This is a genomic window from Nonomuraea sp. NPDC050556 (assembly GCF_044457355.1).
GTDB lineage: Bacteria > Actinomycetota > Actinomycetes > Streptosporangiales > Streptosporangiaceae > Nonomuraea.
In genome coordinates this window covers 914,491-932,820 of the sequence record NZ_JBITGU010000001.1, presented here as the reverse complement: position 1 = coordinate 932,820, position 18,330 = coordinate 914,491, and the positions used below count along the sequence as shown (strand labels likewise).

At 70.6% G+C, this 18,330-nt stretch carries 14 protein-coding genes; 8 read left to right on the top strand and 6 right to left on the bottom strand.

The features are described from left to right. Positions 1-14: 14 nt before the first annotated feature. Entirely contained in the window at positions 15-2,957 is a 2,943-nt protein-coding gene (locus ACIBG8_RS04630) for an FG-GAP-like repeat-containing protein (protein ID WP_397341122.1), read from the bottom strand. A 195-nt stretch (positions 2,958-3,152) separates the two neighbouring features. On the opposite strand from ACIBG8_RS04630, the gene ACIBG8_RS04625 reads away from it, so the two are divergent. Both ACIBG8_RS04625 and ACIBG8_RS04620 read left to right on the top strand, forming a co-directional pair. After that, positions 3,153-5,834, top strand: a complete 2,682-nt coding sequence (locus tag ACIBG8_RS04625) for a BTAD domain-containing putative transcriptional regulator (protein ID WP_397341120.1) — start codon at positions 3,153-3,155, stop codon at positions 5,832-5,834. 41 nt (positions 5,835-5,875) lie between these two features. After that, positions 5,876-7,381 carry an alpha/beta hydrolase gene (locus ACIBG8_RS04620; RefSeq protein ID WP_397341119.1) on the top strand — a complete coding sequence of 502 codons (1,506 nt, stop codon included), beginning with the start codon at positions 5,876-5,878 and terminating at the stop codon, positions 7,379-7,381. A 77-nt stretch (positions 7,382-7,458) separates the two neighbouring features. On the opposite strand, the gene ACIBG8_RS04615 is transcribed toward ACIBG8_RS04620, so the two are convergent. Further along, positions 7,459-8,043: a GNAT family N-acetyltransferase gene (locus tag ACIBG8_RS04615; protein WP_397341118.1), complete on the bottom strand. Its 585-nt coding sequence runs from the start codon at positions 8,041-8,043 to the stop codon at positions 7,459-7,461. A gap of 170 nt (positions 8,044-8,213) precedes the next feature. Here ACIBG8_RS04615 and ACIBG8_RS04610 point away from each other — a divergent pair, with 170 nt between their 5' ends. Beyond that, a complete protein-coding gene (locus tag ACIBG8_RS04610) occupies positions 8,214-8,876 on the top strand; it encodes a DUF4097 family beta strand repeat-containing protein (RefSeq protein WP_397341117.1) in 663 nt (220 codons plus the stop codon). 75 nt (positions 8,877-8,951) lie between these two features. On the opposite strand, the gene ACIBG8_RS04605 is transcribed toward ACIBG8_RS04610, so the two are convergent. Continuing rightward, on the bottom strand, positions 8,952-9,794 hold the full coding sequence (locus ACIBG8_RS04605; RefSeq protein WP_397341116.1) for a helix-turn-helix transcriptional regulator: 843 nt from the start codon (positions 9,792-9,794) through the stop codon (positions 8,952-8,954). A 131-nt stretch (positions 9,795-9,925) separates the two neighbouring features. On the opposite strand from ACIBG8_RS04605, the gene ACIBG8_RS04600 reads away from it, so the two are divergent. The 4 genes from ACIBG8_RS04600 to ACIBG8_RS04585 all read left to right on the top strand — a co-directional run bounded on the left by ACIBG8_RS04600 (position 9,926) and on the right by ACIBG8_RS04585 (position 12,562). Beyond that, positions 9,926-10,681 (top strand): SDR family oxidoreductase, encoded by a 756-nt coding sequence (locus ACIBG8_RS04600; protein WP_397341115.1) that lies wholly within the window; start codon positions 9,926-9,928, stop codon positions 10,679-10,681. 12 nt (positions 10,682-10,693) lie between these two features. Then, the gene (locus ACIBG8_RS04595; RefSeq protein WP_397341114.1) at positions 10,694-11,692 is read left to right on the top strand and encodes an aldo/keto reductase; all 999 of its coding nucleotides are present in this window, start codon (positions 10,694-10,696) and stop codon (positions 11,690-11,692) included. 11 nt (positions 11,693-11,703) lie between these two features. Further along, entirely contained in the window at positions 11,704-11,991 is a 288-nt protein-coding gene (locus ACIBG8_RS04590) for a putative quinol monooxygenase (protein WP_397341113.1), read from the top strand. A 193-nt stretch (positions 11,992-12,184) separates the two neighbouring features. Continuing rightward, positions 12,185-12,562, top strand: coding sequence for a hypothetical protein (locus ACIBG8_RS04585; RefSeq protein WP_397341112.1), 378 nt, complete (start codon positions 12,185-12,187; stop codon positions 12,560-12,562). A gap of 19 nt (positions 12,563-12,581) precedes the next feature. Here ACIBG8_RS04585 and ACIBG8_RS04580 read toward each other — a convergent pair whose 3' ends face one another. Further along, positions 12,582-13,133: a hypothetical protein gene (locus tag ACIBG8_RS04580; protein ID WP_397341111.1), complete on the bottom strand. Its 552-nt coding sequence runs from the start codon at positions 13,131-13,133 to the stop codon at positions 12,582-12,584. Between the two features lie 206 nt (positions 13,134-13,339). Here ACIBG8_RS04580 and ACIBG8_RS04575 point away from each other — a divergent pair, with 206 nt between their 5' ends. Beyond that, a complete protein-coding gene (locus tag ACIBG8_RS04575; RefSeq protein WP_397341110.1) occupies positions 13,340-14,779 on the top strand; it encodes a sialidase family protein in 1,440 nt (479 codons plus the stop codon). A gap of 4 nt (positions 14,780-14,783) precedes the next feature. On the opposite strand, the gene ACIBG8_RS04570 is transcribed toward ACIBG8_RS04575, so the two are convergent. Both ACIBG8_RS04570 and ACIBG8_RS04565 read right to left on the bottom strand, forming a co-directional pair. After that, positions 14,784-16,994: a glycoside hydrolase family 3 C-terminal domain-containing protein gene (locus ACIBG8_RS04570; protein ID WP_397341109.1), complete on the bottom strand. Its 2,211-nt coding sequence runs from the start codon at positions 16,992-16,994 to the stop codon at positions 14,784-14,786. Between the two features lie 2 nt (positions 16,995-16,996). Then, entirely contained in the window at positions 16,997-18,256 is a 1,260-nt protein-coding gene (locus ACIBG8_RS04565) for an MFS transporter (RefSeq protein WP_397341108.1), read from the bottom strand. Positions 18,257-18,330 lie beyond the last annotated feature (74 nt).

The following is an 18,330-nucleotide window of genomic DNA, read 5'->3' as shown; positions in this document are numbered from 1 at the left end:
GGACTGTTTCCTGTTCAGGAGATCGAGGCGATCGGGTAGGTCGTGCCGGGGATGCCCACGTTGAAGGGCTGCTGCCGGTTCTCGGCGTCGGCCACCGAGAGGTAGAGACCCTCCGGCTGGACGATGAGCCAGAAGTCGGCGCCTTCCTTGCCCTCGACGGGCTCGTACATCCGGTAGTCCTCACCGGGCACATCGACGACCCGGCCGTGGAGGTTGCCCGGCGCGACGATCCACGGGTGGGAGTCCCCTGGCCACCGGCTGTCGCCGTAGGGGCGAGGCGCCTCGACGCTGTAGGTCCCGGAGTCCGCCTGGCCGGTGGCGATGGTCATCACCCCGCTGTCGCGCTTGCGGAGCACCAGGTCGCGGGTGCCGCCTGGCACGTAGACGTCGTAGCCTTCGAGGCTGGCGAGCCCGGGGACGGTGATGGTCGCGGGTTCCGCCAGCTCGCCGCCCGCGCCGGTGACCAGGGGTTCCGCGACGCCTCCCCGGTAGAGCCTGAGCTGGTTGCCCTCCACGGTGAGCAGGTCGGGCCGCCGATCGCCGTCGAGGTCGCCGGGCGCGACGAGCCTGGTCACGCCTGACCAGTCCGAGCCGCCCGGGTGCCGCAGGTCGCGGCGCCCGTCCCAGCTGGGCCAGCCGGTGCCCTCGTTGGGGAACAGCTGCAGCTTGCCGTCGGTGGTCCTGACGAAGATGTCCTCGTAGCCGTCACGGGCGGAGGTGCCCGCGCCCAGGAAGTCGCCCCGGTGCGCGACCAGGCCGCCGCCGAAGCCGGTCCAGCTCACGTTCTGGCCCTCGGCGACCGTGCCGTCGCCGCGGCCCCGGTAGAGGCGCAGGCCGCCGTCCGTGTTGACGGCCAGCAGGTCGGGGTAGCCGTCGCCGGACAGGTCACCGTCGCGGTCGCCGCTGATCACGCCGTTGGGGTCGGCGACGAAGTCGGCGGGCGCGGTCTTGATCAGCTTCTCGGACAGGGGGGAGACGTTGCCCACCAGGTCGACGGCCATGACCTGGAGGGTGTTGTTCGGCCAGCGGTGCGGGTAGATCTCCACGACGGCCGAGCCGTCGGAGCCCGCGTCGACCCAGGTGCCGGTGGCGCACTGGCCGTTGTGGACGCTGAGCGTGGCGTTGAGGACGTAGCAGAAGCCGCGCAGGCCGTTCCAGTCGGCGGACCTGAGCCTGATCTTCCTGGTGTTGCGCGCCGCCACCTGGGCCACGTCGATCGACTTGCCGTCGTCGGAGGTCACCTCAGGCGTGTTGGGGGCGAGCTTGTCGACCTTGATCGGGCACGAGGCCGTGCTCCAGTCGCCGTCCGTTCCGTCGTTCACGCTGGCGTACCACCAGTAGTGGCCGTTGTTCTCCAGCTGGCTGGCCCGGACCACCACGCTGGCGGTGCCGTTGTTGCCGATCCAGCGCGACTCGTTCAGGATCGAGGGCCCGTCGTGGAACCACATCCCGAACTTCACTTCGAGGTTGTCGTTGTTGGGGTCCTGACCCGTCGCGGTCAGCACGACGTCGGTGTTCCCGATCAGCTGCCAGCCCGGCCCGCACGGGATGGGCCGGTCGGAGGAGTTGTTGTTCCACTGGCCCTGGTAGGCGGTCTTGGCGGTCAGCCTGGGCCCGTTGTTGTAGTTGATCACCAGCGTCGGCACGTAGTTCTGCCAGTCGCCGGTGGCGTCCACCACGAACTTCTTCCACCCGAAGGTGTCGCCCTCGTTGCCCGCCTTCAGCCCGAGGGTGATGTGCGGCCACCAGCCGTTGGCCGCCTCCTGGATCTTCCCGGTGATGTCGAACTCCTCGTTGGCCCCGTCGGTGCCGTTCCAGCCGTGCGCGAACGACTTGACCCCCAGGGTCTGGATCCACTGCGGCTGGTTGTTCCACGTGGTGCCACCGCCGATCGCCCCGGCCAGGCCCAGCTCGACGTCGCGGGGCGAGCTGCTCCACGAGTGCGCGTTGAAGATGCGGAAACGGGCCGACAGCACGTGCGTGCCGCCGATGCCGTCCAGGTTCATCTCGAAGAAGCTGCGTGCGGTCACGCCCGTCTCCGACTCGTAGCCGACCCGCGCCAGCGGCGGCCATTCCGAGCCGATCCGGTTGCCGCCGTCGTAGTAGGCGGTGTTGGCCATGTTGGTGCCCGACCGCTTGGCCGCCACCGCCCAGTGGTTCTTGTAGTTCGCGCGCCAGGCCGGGTCGATCACCACCGGATACACCGTCGCCGGGTCGTCCAGCAGCGCCCTGTCGGGGACGATCTCCAGGCCGCCGCGTCCGGCGGTCGCCTTCATGGGCGCCTCGCGCAGCAGCTCCTCCTTGTCGCCCCCGGCGGCGATGCCACGGGAGCGCTCGTGGGAGGAGTCCCACATCCGGGGCACGGGAGCGGAGAAGATCTCCTCGCCCTTCGCGTCCGCGGCTTTGAGCCCGCCTCCCTTGACCGAGGAGACGCTGAGCCCGTTGCCCTTCATGCCCAGCTTCAGCGTGCGCACGGCGGGGTTGGTCCCGGCCTCGCGGGTCTTGACCACCAGGTGGTGGGTGAAGCCGTCGGGCTCGACGATGATCTTCAGGTCGACCCCCGGCAGCACCTCGGCGTAGGTGGCCGTGTTGCCCTCCAGCGCCGGCTTGGGCAGGGTGCCCGGCCACGCCATCGACAGCGACTTGCCGCCCTTGGCCAGCGTGGCCATCGGGCCCGTGCCGCCGCCGGAGAACGTCATCGCGAAGGTCGACACGGCCGGCGACAGGGTGCCGTCGGGGTTCGCCTTCAGCGTCGGGTCGATCGCACGCCACTCGCCGCCCACCCGCGCGCGCACGGGGCGCAGGTGCTGCTGCGCGGTCATGGTGCCGTCGGGCTCGGCGAACACCTCGGTGGTCTCGGTGCGCGCCGGTTCGACCTCAACACGCTGTCCGGTACGGCGGGCCTCGGTGAGCGCGGCGCCCCCTGGGTCGGCGGTGGCCTGGGCCGTGGGGCCCATCGGACTCGCCCCCAGTAAACCGGCAGCCAACACTAAGGGGACAGCATGGCGAAATATCATCTTCAATCTCTCATTCCGGGCCTGAGGTATGCCGACCATCAGCCAAAGTAGGAGAGCCGATCCTCGTTCCGTCCTTGCGAAATCCTTTGGAGAGTCGAACTATCCAAAGGCGTCGGATGATCTAAACTTCCGCGCGTGAACGGAGTGTGGTTCGCCGTACTGGGACCGCTTGACGTCCAGGTCGACGGCGTCGGAGTCCCGCTGAGCGGGCGGCGGCAGGAACGCGTGCTCGCCGCCCTCCTCCTGGAGGCGGGCCAGACGGTCACCTTCGATCACCTCGTCGACCGCGTCTGGGACACACCACCGGCGACCGCCCGCAGGCAGATCCAGGATCTGGTCACCCGGCTGCGGCGGACGCTCACCCTGGCCGGGGCGCCCGCCGACCTGATCGTCACCCAGCGCTCCGGCTACCTGCTGCGGCCGCAGCCCGGCGGGCTGGACACCCAGGTCTTCGAGGAACTGGTCGCGCGAGCCCAGCACAGCGCGCCGGAGGAGGCCGTGCCGGCGCTGCGGAGCGCGCTGCGGCTGTGGCGGGGCGAGCCGCTGCCCGGCCTCGGCTTCGACGGCGAGGCAGCGGCCTGGCAGGAGCGCCGCCTGTCCGCCCTGGAGCAGTGCCTCAACCTGGAGACATCGCTGGGCCGGCACCAGGAGGTGGTGACGGAGGTGCTGCCGCTGGTCGAGCGGCATCCGCTGCGCGAACCCCTGGTGGGGGTGCTGATGCGGGCCCTGGCCGCCGCCGGCAGGCTCGCGGAGGCCCTGGACGTCTACCGGGCGCTACGCGCGCGACTGGCCGAGGAGCTCGGTCTGGATCCGGGCGCGGCACTGCGCGAGCTGCACCAGTCGTTGCTGCACGGCACGTCCACGCGGCAGATCCCCGCGCTGCTCCCCCAGGGGCTGTCCGGATTCACCGGCCGCGAACAGGAGCTGGCCGCCCTCGACGGCATCCTCGCGGAACCCGCGATCGCCGTCGTCTCCGGTACGGCGGGCGTCGGCAAGAGCGCGCTGGCCGTGCACTGGGCCCACCGGGCGCGCCGCCTCTACCCCGACGGGCAGCTCTTCGTGAACCTGCGCGGCTTCGACCCGAGCGGTTCCGCCCGCGCGCCCGCCGACGTGCTCGGCCTGTTCCTGCGCACGCTCGGCGTGACGGCCGAGCGGATGCCGGTCGAGCAGGAGGCCCGCGTGAGCATGTACCGCAGGCTCATGGCCGACTGCCGCGCCCTGGTCGTGCTCGACAACGCCCGCGACGCCGAACAGGTGCGTCCCCTGCTGCCCGGCTCGCCCGGCTGCGCCGTCGTCGTCACCAGCCGCGACCCGCTGGCCGGTCTGCTGGCGCTGGAGGGCGCCCGGCCGCTGCCGCTCGACGTGCTCACCGCCAGGCAGGCGCGCGACCTGCTGGCCCGACGGATCGGCGCGGCCAGGGCCGAGGCTGAACCCGACGCTGTCGAGGCGATCGCCCTGGCCTGCGCCCGGCTGCCGCTCGCCCTGTCGATCGCCGCCTCACGCGCCGCGGCCCGCCCCGGCTTCCGGCTCGGCCCGCTCGCCCGCGAGCTGGCCGGCGGGCACCCGCTCGACGAACTCGACGGCGGCGAGCCCGCGCTGCAGCTCCGCACCGTCTTCTCCTGCTCGTACCGGACGCTGAGCTCTTCGGCCGCGCGGCTCTTCCGGCTGCTCGGCGCGCACCCGGGGCCGGACGTCGGCGTACCGGCCGCCGCCGCTCTCGCGGGGACACCGCCTGGCGAGACCCGGTCCGCGCTGGGCGAGCTCACCCGCGCGCACCTGCTCGACGAGCCGCAGCCCGGCCGCTACGCCTGCCACGACCTGCTGCGGGCCTACGCCCGCGAGCTCGTCGGCCGGGAGGAGGGACAGGAGGCGCAGGTACGGCTGCGCGAGCACTACACGCGCACGGCGCATGCAGCGGCCATGGCGCTCAGCCCGCACAGGACCCCGGTCATCACCCCGGCGCCCGAACCCTTCCACGACACCGACGAGGCCTTCGCCTGGTTCCGCGCCGAGCAGGCCGTGCTCCTGTCCGGCCTGGCGCAGAGCGAATGGCGCATCGCCTGGGCGCTCAACGACTTCCTCGACCGCCAGGGCCGCTGGCAGGAGTCCCTCGCCCTGCAGCAGGCCGCCTTGCGCGCGGCCGGGAGCGAGCCGGACGGCCTGGCGCACGCCCACCGCAACCTCGGCTGGGCCTACGGCCGCCTCGGCCAGTACCCGCTCGCGCACAACCACCTGCGCCGCGCGCTCACCCTCTACAAGTCGCTCGGCGACCTGTCCAGCCTGGCCTACACGCACGGCGCGCTGTCCGGGGTTCTCGAACGGCAACGCTGGTACGACCAGGCACTCGAGCACGCCCGCAGCGCCGTCACCGGCTTCCACGCCACCGGCAACCAGCCCGGCCGCGCTCGCGCGCTCAACGCGGTGGGCTGGCTGCTGGCGCAGTCCGGCGAGTACGGCCAGGCGCTCGCCCACTGCCGCGAGGCGCTGGCCGTACACCAGGAGCTGGGCGACCGCCACGGCCAGGCCAACACCTGGGACAGCATCGCCTACGCCCTCCACCACCTCGGCGAGCACGAGGGGGCGATCGCCGCCTACGGGACGGCGATCGAGCTGTACGCGTCGATGCACGACTCGCTCAACAGGGGCCTCACGCTCGTCCGGCTCGGCGAGACGCTGGTCTCGGCCGGGCAGCCGGGACCAGCCCGGCAGGCCTGGCTGCGGGCGCTCGAGCTGCTGGACGAGCTCGACCACCCCGAGGCCGGGCGGGTGCGCGGGCTGCTCGTCATCCCTGTGGGGGAGGCCGCAGTCCATACCTGAGTCCGATTCCCCGAGGGGGCGCCGCAGTTGATGATCTAGTCATGCGAAGACTCGCCGCCCTCTTGTTAGGGCTGATCGTTCCTCTGTCGCTCCTCACCCCCATGGCCACGGCCCGGACGCCGGCCGCGATCCCCTGGGCGCCCTGCCCCGAGGACGCCACCGCGGAATGCGGGACGCTTGCCGTACCCGTCGACTGGAACAACCCCGGCGCCGGCACGCTCACCCTGACCGTCGCCCGGCGCAAGGCCACCGACCCCGCCAGCCGCATAGGCGTGCTCGTGCTGGGGGCGGGCGGGCCCGGCGGTTCCGGGGTGAACCTGGTGCTCGGGAGCCACCGCAGGTTCAGCCCCGAGCTGGCGCGCCGCTTCGACATGGTCGGCTTCGACGTGCGCGGCACCAACCGCAGCAACCCGGTGGTCTGCTCGACGGAGCTGATGACGCAGGCCCCCGACCCGATCATGAAGAGCCAGGCCGACTTCGACAAGTGGCTGGCCTACAACGCGCGCCTGCGCGCCGACTGCAGGGCGCGTACCGGCCCGGTCTTCGACCACGTCGACTCGCTCAGCACCGCAAGGGACCTCGACGCCTTCCGCGCCGCCCTCGGCGAGCGCCAGGTCAGCTACTGGGGCGGCTCGTACGGCAGCCTGCTCGGCCAGCTGTACGCCGAGACGTTCCCGCACCGGGTCCGCGCCGCGACGCTCGACAGCACCATGGACCACAGCCTCGGCACCCGCGCCTTCATGGACACCGAGACCTGGGGGGCGCAGGACGGCTTCAACGAGTTCGCCGCCTGGTGCGAGCGCGACTCCTCCTGCCTCCAGCACGGCAAGGACCTGCGGGCGATCTGGAAGGACCTCCTGGAGCGGGCCGACCGCGGCGAGATCGTCGATCCGTCCCGTCCGGAGACGCCGGTGTCCGCGCTTGAGATCATCAACTCCGCGATCGGGGCCTTCTACGATCCGCGCGCCTGGCCGGAGCTCTCCCAGGGCATCGACCAGCTGTCCAGCGGCGGGACCCTCCGCCAGGACGCCCTGAGCCTGGCGTCGCAGGAGGTCTCCCCCAACCCGAGCCAGATCTTCTGCCTGGACTTCCGGCTACCGATCCGCGACTTCCGCGAGTGGAGCTCGCACCTGCGGCGGCAGGCGCGGATCGCGCCCGACATGCGGTACAGCACCATGGGGCTCTACTCCACCACCGTCTGCCTCGGGACGCCCGACCCGATCCCCAACCCGCAGCACGAGCTGAAGGTCCGCACCAGGACGCCGCTGCTGGTGGCCAACGCCCTGCACGACCCGGCGACGGTCTACCCGTGGGCGCTCAGCACAACGCGGCAGCTCGGCCGTTCCGGGCGGCTGCTGACCTACGAGGGCTGGGGCCACATCGTGTACGGCCGCGGCGACTGCGCCACCGGCGCCATCGACGCGTACCTGCTGACGCTGAAGCTCCCGGCGCCCGGCGCCCGCTGCCCCGCGGTGCCACCGTCCGAGACCCGATCCTTGCAGGACCTCGTCGCACCGGAAGCCCGCGTGCCCGGCTGGTTCTTCTGATCCTGTACGGCTGACGCCCGGCGCCCCGCGCGGTCACCTGTGACGCGCGGGGCGCCCCATCTCGATCGAGAGGGCGATCAGGAGGCTGGGGAGGACCTGGGCGGCGCCACGGCCGACGGTTGCCACTCTCGCCTGATCAGGCCGAACACCCACGAGTCGGATACCTCCCCGTTGACGACGCAGTCTTCCCGCATCGTTCCTTCGCGGACGAATCCAACCTTCTCCAGGACCCCGGCGGATGCCGCGTTGCGCGTATCGGCCTCCGCCTGGACACGGTTCAGGTCCATCGCGTCGAACGCCCACTCCAGCAACGCGCGCACGGCCTCCGTCGCGTAGCCGTGGCCCCACATCTCCTCGACGAGGCAGTAGCCCAACGACGCGCTGCGGAAGTCCTTGTTCCACCCGTTCAGAGCGCACCAGCCGGCGAAGGCCCCGTCGGAAGCGCGGTCGATGGCGAGCCGCGCCCCGGTGCCTTCGTCCGCCATCGTCCGGCACATCTCGACGAAGCGCTTGGCGCGGGCCCGTTCCGTCCACGCCGGGGAGTCCCAGTGGCGCATCACGTAGGCGTTGCTGTGCAGCGCGAAGAGACGGTCCTCGTCGGCGTCGGTGAAGGGCCGCAGGCGCAGGCGAGCGGTGTGCAGCGTCGGGGTGGCCAAAGTCATGCGCACCATCCTTCGTGCTCAGAGGCCAGGCTGACCACCGAATATTCGCTACCTCGGCTCAGGAACTCGCGGTGTAAGCGGCGCGTCAGCACGGCGACAGCCCGGTGTCAGGGCGCTCGGCGATGGTTGACCCATCAAACGGTTCAGCCGCTGAACAAGGAGTTCCAGACATGCACACCTTCGCCACCGCCGCCCCGATCACCACCGTCCTGAACATCCCCGCCGGGCGTGTCCAGTTCGTCGCCACCGACCGCGCCGACACCACCGTCGAGGTCCTGCCCGCGAACGCCGCCAAGCCCCGCGACGTCAAGGCCGCCGAGCAGACCACGGTCGAGTACGCCGACGGCGTGCTGCGCGTCGAGTACGTGACGAAGAACCAGTACCTCGGCTCCACCGGTTCGGTCGAGGTGAAGGTCGCGCTCCCGACCGGTTCCCGCGTCGAGGCCCGCACGGACGCCACCGAGCTGAAGACGACCGGCCGCCTCGGCGACGTCGTGTTCGAGGGCGCCTACAGCCAGATCAGGCTGGAGGAGACCGCGAGCCTGCGCCTGACCGCCACCGACGGCGACGTCGAGGTCGGCCGCCTGGGCGGTCCCGCGGAGATCACCACCGCGCGGGGCGACATCCGGATCGCCGAGGCCACCGGCGGCCTGGTCGTGCTCACCACCCAGTCAGGCAGCATCACGGTGACCGCCGCCGCAGGCGTCTCGGCCTCCCTGGACGCGGGCACCGCCTACGGCCGCATCAGCAACGCCCTCAAGAACGACGGCGCCGCCGTCCTCGACATCCGCGCCACCACCTCCAACGGCGACATCACCGCCCGCAGCCTCTAGTCCGCGGCGTCAACGCCATGAACACGCCAACGGTCGCGGCCTCTCCGGCCGCGACCTGGCCATGTGTGCGGTGTGTCAGTGGCTGGTCAGGGACTGGGCTCCGGCGATCAGCCGCAGCGCCGCCTCCGACGGCGACCCCGGCTCGGCCGTGTAGGTGATGAGCGCCTGGTCCGGGTCGTCCGGCAGGCGCAGGGTCTCGTAGGCCAGGGTGAACTCGCCCGCCACCGGATGACGCATGTGGTAGGCGCCGTGCGTCTTGTCGCGCACCTCCTGATCCGCCCAGAGCTGCTGGAAATCAGGTGACTCGGCCGACAGCCGCGAGATGAGCGCGTCGAACGCCGGGTCGCCGGGATGGCGTCCCAGGTCCATCCGCAGGTACGCCACGACGTCGCGCGCCTTGGTCTCCCAGTTGACGTATCTGCTGCGTACGTCCTCGTTGCGGAAGACCAGCCACGCCTTGTTGCGCTCCTCGGCGGAAAGCGCGTCGAGGTCGACGGTGAGCGTGGCGAACAGCGGGTTCCACGCCAGGATGTCGGTGCGCCGCCCCACGATGTAGGCGGGGGTGTCCTTGATCGCGTCCAGGAGCCGCAGCAGCCCGGGACGCACCTCCTGCGCCGGTTCCCTGTGCGTGGACGCGCGCACCCCGCGCGCCAGATTGTGCAGGTGCGTCCGCTCGGCCCGGTCGAGCCTGAGCGCCGAGGCGACCGCGTCGATGATCGCGTCGGACACGTTGTCGGACCTGCCCTGCTCGAAGCGCACGTAGTAGTCGACGCTGAGCCCGGCGAGCTGGGCCAGCTCCTCCCTGCGCAACCCCGGCACCCGGCGGCGCTCGCCGTACATGGGCAGGCCGACCTCGTCCGGCTTCAACCGCGCCCGGCGCGACCGGAGAAATTCGCCAAGCTCTGCCTTGTTGTCCATCGGGCCAGCTTAAGGGTGGTTCTGACAGACCCAGGTTGGGGCTCCCCCAGGTTGAACGCGGCCCTGGGTACGGCTTCGCGACCGCAGCAACATAGGTGACGTCGCAAGAAGCTAACAGGAAGCAGGACATCATGAAGTCGCTTGCCAACCGCGTGGCCGTTGTTACCGGTGCCTCCAGCGGGATCGGTGCTGCCACTGCCAGGTTGCTGGCCGCCAAGGGCGCCAAGGTCGCCCTGCTGGCCCGCCGTACCGACCGTCTGGACCAGCTCGCTCAGGAGATCAAGGAAGCGGGCGGCGAGGCGCTGGCCGTGACGGTGGACACCACGGACGCCGCCTCGGTCGCCGCGGCCGCCGGCCAGGTGCGTGAGACGTTCGGCCCGGTGGACCTGGTGATCAACAACGCCGGGGTGATGCTGCCCGCGCCGATCCAGGAGCGCAAGACCGCCGACTGGCGGCGCGAGGTGGACGTCAACATCCACGGCGTGCTCAACACCATCGACGCCTTCCTGCCCGACCTGGTCGCGGCGGGCGCGGAGGACAGGCCGGCCGACCTGGTCAACACCTCCTCGATCGTGGCGCAGGTCGTCTTTCCCGGCTTCGCGGTCTACAACGCCACGAAGGCGGCGGTCAGCCACCTGTCGCGCACGATGCGGGCCGAGCTCGGCCCGCAGGGCGTGCGGGTCACGGCCGTCGAACCGGCCATGACCGCGACCGAGCTGCAGGGGCATGTCACCGACGAGGGCGTCAACGCCTTCGTGGGGCAGTGGCGCGCGGCCTTCGAGTGGCTGACGTCGGAGAACATCGCCGAGGTCATCGCGTTCACCGTCGAGCAGCCCAAGCACGTCAACCTCTCCCAGATCACCGTTTACCCGACCCGCCAGCCGTAAGGACGTAAAACCATGAAGGATCTCAGCAAGGTCGGGTTCGGCTCCTGGGCCATCGCCGGCGCCGGCTGGCGCTGGAGCTGGGGCAGCCAGGACGACGCCGACTCCATCGCCACCATCAGGCACGTCGTCGCCCGAGGCGTGAACTGGATCGACACCGCGGCCGTCTACGGCTACGGCCACTCTGAGGAGGTCGTCGGCAAGGCGATCGCCGGCCTCCCCTCGGCCGAGCGCCCCTATCTGTTCACCAAGGGCGGTCTCGTCTGGGACCCGGCCGACCCCGGCGCGACGCCACGCAGGACGATGGCGGAGGTGCGCCGCGAGGTGGACGACTCGCTGCGCAGGCTGGGCGTCGACCGGATCGACCTCTACCAGGTGCACTGGCCCGACACCGGCGAACCGCTCGACTGGAACGGCGGAGGGGTCTCGGACAAGGCCATTCCGCTCGAGGAGTACTGGCAGGTCATGGCCGAGCTCAAGGCGGAGGGCAAGGTCGGCGCGATCGGCCTGTCCAACCACTCCGCCGCCGAGCTCGAGCGCGCCGAGCGCATCGCGCACGTCGACGCCATCCAGCCGCAGTTCTCCGCGCTCAACCGCAAGGCGGCGCCGGAGATCGCCTGGGCCAGGGAGCACGGCACCAGCGTGATCGTCTACTCGCCGCTGGAGTCCGGCCTGCTCACCGGCGCGTTCACCAAGGAGCGCGCGGCGAACCTGCCTTCCGACGACTGGCGGGCCGGGCATCCCAGCTTCACCACCGGGCTTGACGCGCGGCTGCGCGTGGTCGACGCGTTGCGGCCGATTGCCGTACGGCACGGCGTCACGGTCTCGGCGGTCGCCGTGGCCTGGACGCTGGCCTGGCCGGGGGTGACCGGCGCGATCGTCGGCGCCCGCCGTACGGACCAGGTGGACGGGTGGACACCGGCGGCCACCCTGTCGCTCACGTCAGCCGACATGGACGAGATCACCCAGGCGCTGGAGCAGTCCGCCGCAGGCGAAGGCCCCACCCGCCCGTAAGGAGTAGTGAGATGTCACTGACCGTCATCGCAGCCTTCGAGGCCAAGGCAGGTCACGAGGACCGGTTGCGGACCGCGCTGGAGGGCATGATCGAACCGTCGCTGGACGAGGCGGGGTGCCTGGCCTACGACCCTTACACCGACCCCAACGACCCGCGCAGGATGGTGATCGTCGAGGAGTGGACGGGGCGGGACGCGCTGGACTTCCACTTCACGACCCCGCATTTCCACCACGTGCGCGACGTCCTGGACCAGGTCCTGGCGAAGCCGTTCACCATCAAGTATTTGCAAGACGCCTGATCGCGACAGGAAGCCCGGGTAGGCGGCGGAGAACTCCCGAAGTTCCCCCCCGCCTCCCGGGCTCAGCGCTGCCGGGACATCGGCGCTATCATGGACCATGATTAGCCTTACATTCTCAGTACCGAGTATTGATTCAGCCTGGTGGAATACATGGGAGAAGCCCAAGCAGAGAGAAGCAGCCTCTATAGGCGAAATGGACTTGCGTTATAAATACTTCGGCGCCATTGTGGAATTCGCCATTGATGGGACGAGCTTCGTGTCATCCAGCCAGGTCGTAGCACTTGTGGACTTCACCCTTTGTGTCACATACGCGGCAGATCGGTTGGTAGCAGGCGAAGACGCGGCCATTGATTTTACAGAGAGTACCAAAGTTATCCACTTCCACACCCTCGGCTCCAGCGTAAGGGTGGCGTCTTCAACAAGGGGCGGAATAGAGGCTTCGTCCACCACGGCAGAGCTCGTATCCAAGCTGACCGATTTCGCAAACGCCGCAAAGAGTCGCTTGATTCAGGAGATTCCCGGCCTGGCAGACAATCCCGTGATCCAGCGCATCGCAAGGACGAGTGAATAGCCATCTCCTGTGGCGAACTTCAATCGGCATTTCCCCGTCGCGCGGCGTCCTCGGCGGGCAGAGCGCAGTGCACCTGCAGCGCCTCGACCGCGTTGGGGTGTACGGCCAGGCCGACGGATCGCAGCGCCTCATGGACCAGGCTGATCGTGGCCTCGTGAGAGCGATAGTTGGCCTCGACCAGACGTGGGGGTGTGAACACCCCATGAGGTAGCAGCTTCAGTCGGCGTCCGTCCAGGACGATCGCGACGTCTACGGCGTTGGCCGCCGGGTCATCGTGGCCGTTCGCGCCGAAGATGCCGCGCACCTCCGACGCCCGTGTGGGGTAGAGCCAGCGGAACAGCCTTGAGCCCAGGGCGCGCATCCGTCGGCGCACGAACCGCACCAACGGCGAGCCTGCCTCGAAGCCTCGGACCAGCAACAGGCGGATGCCGCGCGGGGCGACCACTGCCTGGGCCGCCTGTAGCCGCGTGAACACCTCGTCGGAAACAACCACCCGTCGCGCGGGCCTGCCGGGACGGACGAGGACACCGTCGTGGGACGTCACGGAACCAGCGGCCCCCAGCATCTTCATCGCGCCAGCTTCGCAGACCGGCGCGGGCCAGGTGCACGGCCCGCTCCCGGTCCCCCTGACGATGAAGGGTGGAGCCATCATGTTCGCCACCACACTCAGAGGTTGCTGGGGATGTGGATTTTTTCCGACCGAATCTATTTGGGCCTGGAAGATCTCCCGAAACGCGCCTACTTTCAGGAGGTTTCCCCGCAGCCCTGGAGGCCGACATGGGTGCATCCGGCTTATCCCGCCTGGCAACCCTCCCCCTCGCCACACTCACCGCACTTGTCCTGCTCGCCCCTCCAGCCCTGGCCAACGTGCCACTCACCCAGATCGGAGCCGACCCCTTCACCAACCCCACCAGCCAGCACCAGACCATCGTCGAACCCGACACCTACCACTTCGGCTCCACCATCGTCGCCGTCGCCCAGAGCGGGCGCTTCTTCGACGGCGGCGCCTCAGGCATCGCGTTCGCCACCTCCACCAACAACGGCGCCACCTGGACGCAGGGCGTCCTCCCCGGCATCACCACCTTCCAAGGCGGGCCGTACGACCGCGTCACCGACCCCGCCATCGCCTACGACCCCCAGGACGGCGTCTGGATCGCCTCCACCCTCGGCCTGTCGGAGGCCGGTGGGGTGCACGGCGCCGCCGTACTGGCCAGCCGGTCCGCTGACGGCATCACCTGGGGTCCGCCCGTCGTGGTCAGCACCGGCAACGACCCCGACAAGAACTGGATCGTCTGCGACACCACCGCCACCAGCCCGTTCTACGGCAACTGCTACACCGAGTACGACAACTTCGGCGACGGCGACCGCATCCAGATGTCCACCTCCACCGACGGCGGCTTGACCTGGGGCACGCCGAAGGCCACCGCCAACAACGCCACCGGACTCGGCGGCCAGCCCGTCGTGCAGCCCAACGGCACCGTGGTCGTCCCGATCGCCAACGCCTTCGAGACGCAGATCCTCGCCTTCGTCTCCACCAACGGCGGCGCCACCTGGTCACGCACCCGCCGGATCGCCAACGTCAACACCCACACCGTCGCGGGCGGCCTGCGCACCGGGCCGCTGCCCTCGGCGGAGATCGACGCCTCGGGCAAGGTGTACGTCGTCTGGCAGGACTGCCGCTTCCAGTCCGGCTGCCCGGCCAACGACATCGTGATGAGCACCTCCGCGAACGGCACGCAGTGGAGCGCCATCACCCGCGTCACCAACGACGGCGGCGACCACTTCATCCCCGGCGTCGCCGTGGACCGCTCCACCTCCGGCGCGAGCGCGCGGCTGGCCGTCACCTACTACCGCTACCCGACCGCCGGCTGCACAGCGGCCACCTGCCAGCTGACCGTGGGCTACCGCTCCTCCACCAACGGCGGCGCCTCCTGGTCCGCCTCCACCCAGCTGGCCGGGCCCATGAACCTGGCCTGGATCGCCAGCACCAGCCAGGGCCCGATGGTCGGCGACTACATCTCCACCTCGATCGTGCCCGGCGGCAACGCCTACCCGGCCATCGCCGTCGCCACCGCCAACTCGGGCAGCACCTTCTTCGAACACCTCTACACCGCCGGTCTGGGCGTGACCGCGGGAAGCGTGTCCGCGGAGACCGCCCCGGCCAACGGCGGCAACGCGGGCACCACCCCGGCGGCACAGCACTCCCACCGCAGCTAGATGATCATGAGAGGTACGGCGCCGCCGTACCTCTCAGCCCTTCCATCAGCCGGGCGAGGTCGTCTTCGCCGATGGGCACCATGGGGAGGCTGCCGAGCTGGCTGAGCCGCATGTTGGCGACGCCGCGCTGCCGTGGGCTGCCCTCGGCCGGGTAGTCGTCGCCCATCGCCGTGCGCACCCGGGCCAGCAGCTCGTTGATGAGCGGCCCGCCGACGGGGTGGGCGAGCCATTCGCCGAGCGTCGAGTCGAGGTCCAGCTCACCCGCGGCGTCGCCGTGCACGCGCAAGGGAGTGGTCAGCCTGATGTCGCGGCTGGAGGCGCCGACCGCGATCTCGTAGTCGAGCCCCTCCACCACCCAGGCGTCGGCCGTCGCGTCGAAGTAGGCCAGGTCCTCGCGGGGGATCGTGATCGTGACGTCCTGGGTCTGGCCGGGCTCCAGGAAGGTGACGGCGAAGCCCTTGAGCTCGCGTACGGCACGCCGTACGCGAGAGCGTGGAGCGCCCACGTAGACCTGGACCACCTCGTGACCGGCGCGCCCGCCGGAGTTGGTGATCGCCACGGTGACGGTGAGCCCGCTCACCCGCAGGTCGGAGTAGGTGAAGGTGGTGTACGACAGGCCGTGCCCGAACGGGAAGGACACCTCCAGTTCCCTGGCGTCGTAGGAGCGGTAGCCCACGAACAGGCCCTCGCCGTACGGTGCCAGATCGCCGTCGCCCGGCCAGTGCAGGTGGGCGGGGGTGTCGGCGAGCCGCACCGGGATCGTCTCGGCCAGCCGCCCGGACGGGTTGGCGACGCCGTAGAGCAGGTCGGCCACGGCGGACCCACTGGCCTGGCCGCCCAACCAGCACTCCAGGACGGCGGGGACGCCGCCGATCCAGTCCGCCACCCGGACCACTCCCCCGTTGGCCAGCACCACCACGACCCTCGGGTTGACCGCGGTCACCGCGGCCAGGAGCTCGATCTGCTCAGCGGGCAGGTCGAGGTGGTCGCGGTCGTAGCCCTCCGACTCGTAGCTCGGCGGCAGCCCGAGGAAGAGCACGGCGACCTCCGCCTCCGCGGCCACCCGCACGGCCTCCTCGCGCAGCGCGGCGACGTCGGCCGCTGGGTCGTCGACGGGGAAGCCCGGCGCGAACTCCACGGGCGCGAGGGCGCTGAGCGCGTCGTCCAGGCGGGTGGGGTTCACCTTCGAGCTGCCCTCACCCTGGTAGCGGGGGGTGCGGGCGAACTCGCCGATGATCGCGACGCGCTGGGCGCGGTCCAGTGGCAGCAGGTCGCCGTCGTTCTTGAGGAGTACGGCTCCGCGGGCGGCGACCTCGCGCGCCAGGGCGTGATGGGCGTCGTGGTCGTAGACGGCGCCGGGGCGGGCATGGGCGGCCGCCTTGCGGGCGAGGTCCACCACGCGGGCGGCGCTGCGGTCCAGGACGGCCTCGTCGAGGGCGCCCGCGCGTACCGCCGCCACGATCTGGGCGGGCCCCGCTCCGGATGACGTCGGCATCTCCAGGTCGAGCCCGGCGGCGAGCGCACGCACCCGGTCGACGACCGCGCCCCAGTCGGAGACGACCACCCCGCCGAAACCCCATTCCTCGCGCAGCACCTCGGTCAGCAGCCAGGGGTTCTGGGAGGCGTGGAGGCCGTTGAGCCGGTTGTAGGAGCACATGACCGTCCACGGCGCCGCCTGGGTCACCACGCGGCGGAACGCCGGGAGGTAGATCTCCCGCAGGGTACGCGGGTCGATCTCGGCGCTGACCGTCATGCGCCGGGTCTCCTGGTTGTTGGCGGCGAAGTGCTTGAGTGAGGCGCCGACGCCCTGTGCCTGGAGGCCGTTCACCCAGGCGACGCCGAGCGCGCCGCTGAGCAGCGGGTCCTCGGAGAAGTACTCGAAGTTGCGCCCGCACAGGGGGCTCCGCTTGATGTTGATGCCGGGGCCGAGCAGCACGTGCACGCCTTCTGCCAGGGCTTCGCGCCCGAGTGCGCTGCCGACGCGTGCGGCCAGCTCGACGTCCCAGGTGGAGGCGAGGGTGACGGCGGGCGGGAAGCAGGTGGCCCTGGCGCTGATGCCGATGCCGAGGTGGTCGGCCTCCCGTTCGGTCTGCGCGCGCAGGCCGTGGGGTCCGTCGGCCATGCGGACCGCGGGGACGCCCGGCAGCTCCGCCGTGTGCCACCAGCCCGCGCCGGAGGTGAGCGCGGCCTTCTCTTCCAGGTTCAGCTCGGTCATGGTCAGTCCTCGGCTCGGGTGTTCAGGGCTCGCGCACGGCGGGCGTCCAGGTCGTCCTGGACGCGGGCGACGTCGCGGGCGTAGGGGCGGTAGAGCAGGGTCAGGTAGGCGCCGTTGGCCAGCATGAGGATGACCAGCACCCAGAGGAACACCTGCTTGAGTCCGATCAGGTCGCCGAGGAACCCGGCGCACAGGCTGAAGACGGCCCAGCCGATCGCCTCGAAGATCGAGATGTAGATGGCGAAGGCCGCGCCGCGCAGTTCCGGCGGGGTGATCGCCATGATCATGGGGCGGTTGATGCCGGGGTTGACGCCCTGCGCGGCGCCCATCAGGGCGAAGAAGGCGGCGAAGGGGATGATGGTGTCGAAGTGGATCTGGGTGCCGAGCAGCGCCGCGACGGCGAAGCCGATCTGCGCCGCCTGGAGGACCGCGACGAGCCCGTAGCGCGGGCTGCGCCGTACCGCCCAGTCGCCCGCGAAGCCCCCGGCGATGTTGCCCAGGAAGTAGCCGACGCCGAAGGGCAGCAGCACGATCGAGGCGGTGGCCGTGCTGAAGCCGTACACGTCGACCAGGAACACCACCCCGAACGTCCCGATGAGCAGGTGGCCGGACAGCAGCCGGGAGCCGAGCAGGATCAGGAAGCTGGGGATGCGCAGTAGTGCCACCGCGCTGGCCCAGGTCACTTTGGCCTGGGTCGCGCGGGTCTCCGGGTCGAGGTCGGCGAGCTGCCGTTCCGCCGCCCCGGTGCCGGGGTCGCGGAACCAGAGCAGTACGGCGAGGCCGAGGAGCACGTTGAAGGCCCCGACGCCCCACAGGCCCCAGCGCCATCCGTCGTCGACGTTGGCGAGCTGCCCCTTGATCGGCCCGAGCACGGAGCCGACCAGGGCGATCACTCCGTAGAGCAGCCCGACGGCCTTGCCGCGCGCGGAGGCGTCGAACAGGTCGCCGATGACCTCGGTGACGATCGGATGGGCGGCCGCGTATCCGGCGGCGAGGATCGTGTAGAAGATCAGCAGCTGGGTGAAGTCCTGCGCGAATCCGGCGGCGATGCCCCAGACTCCCCACAGTCCGGTGGCGAGCACCAGCACGCCTTTGCGTGACCAGCGCCTGGCCACCCACACCCACATCGGGCCGGCGAACACACCGACGATCTTGCCTGCCGCCGAGAGGATCCCGAGGGCGCCGAGCGAGAGCCCGAGGGACTGCCTGATGACCGGAAACAGGCTGTTGACCAGGCTGGCCTCGGTGCTGTCTACCAGCATCGCGCCGCCCAGCAGCGAAAGCTGTCGCCAGCGTCCGCGAATCCGGGCAGGCGCTCGTTCGATAGTGTGCGACA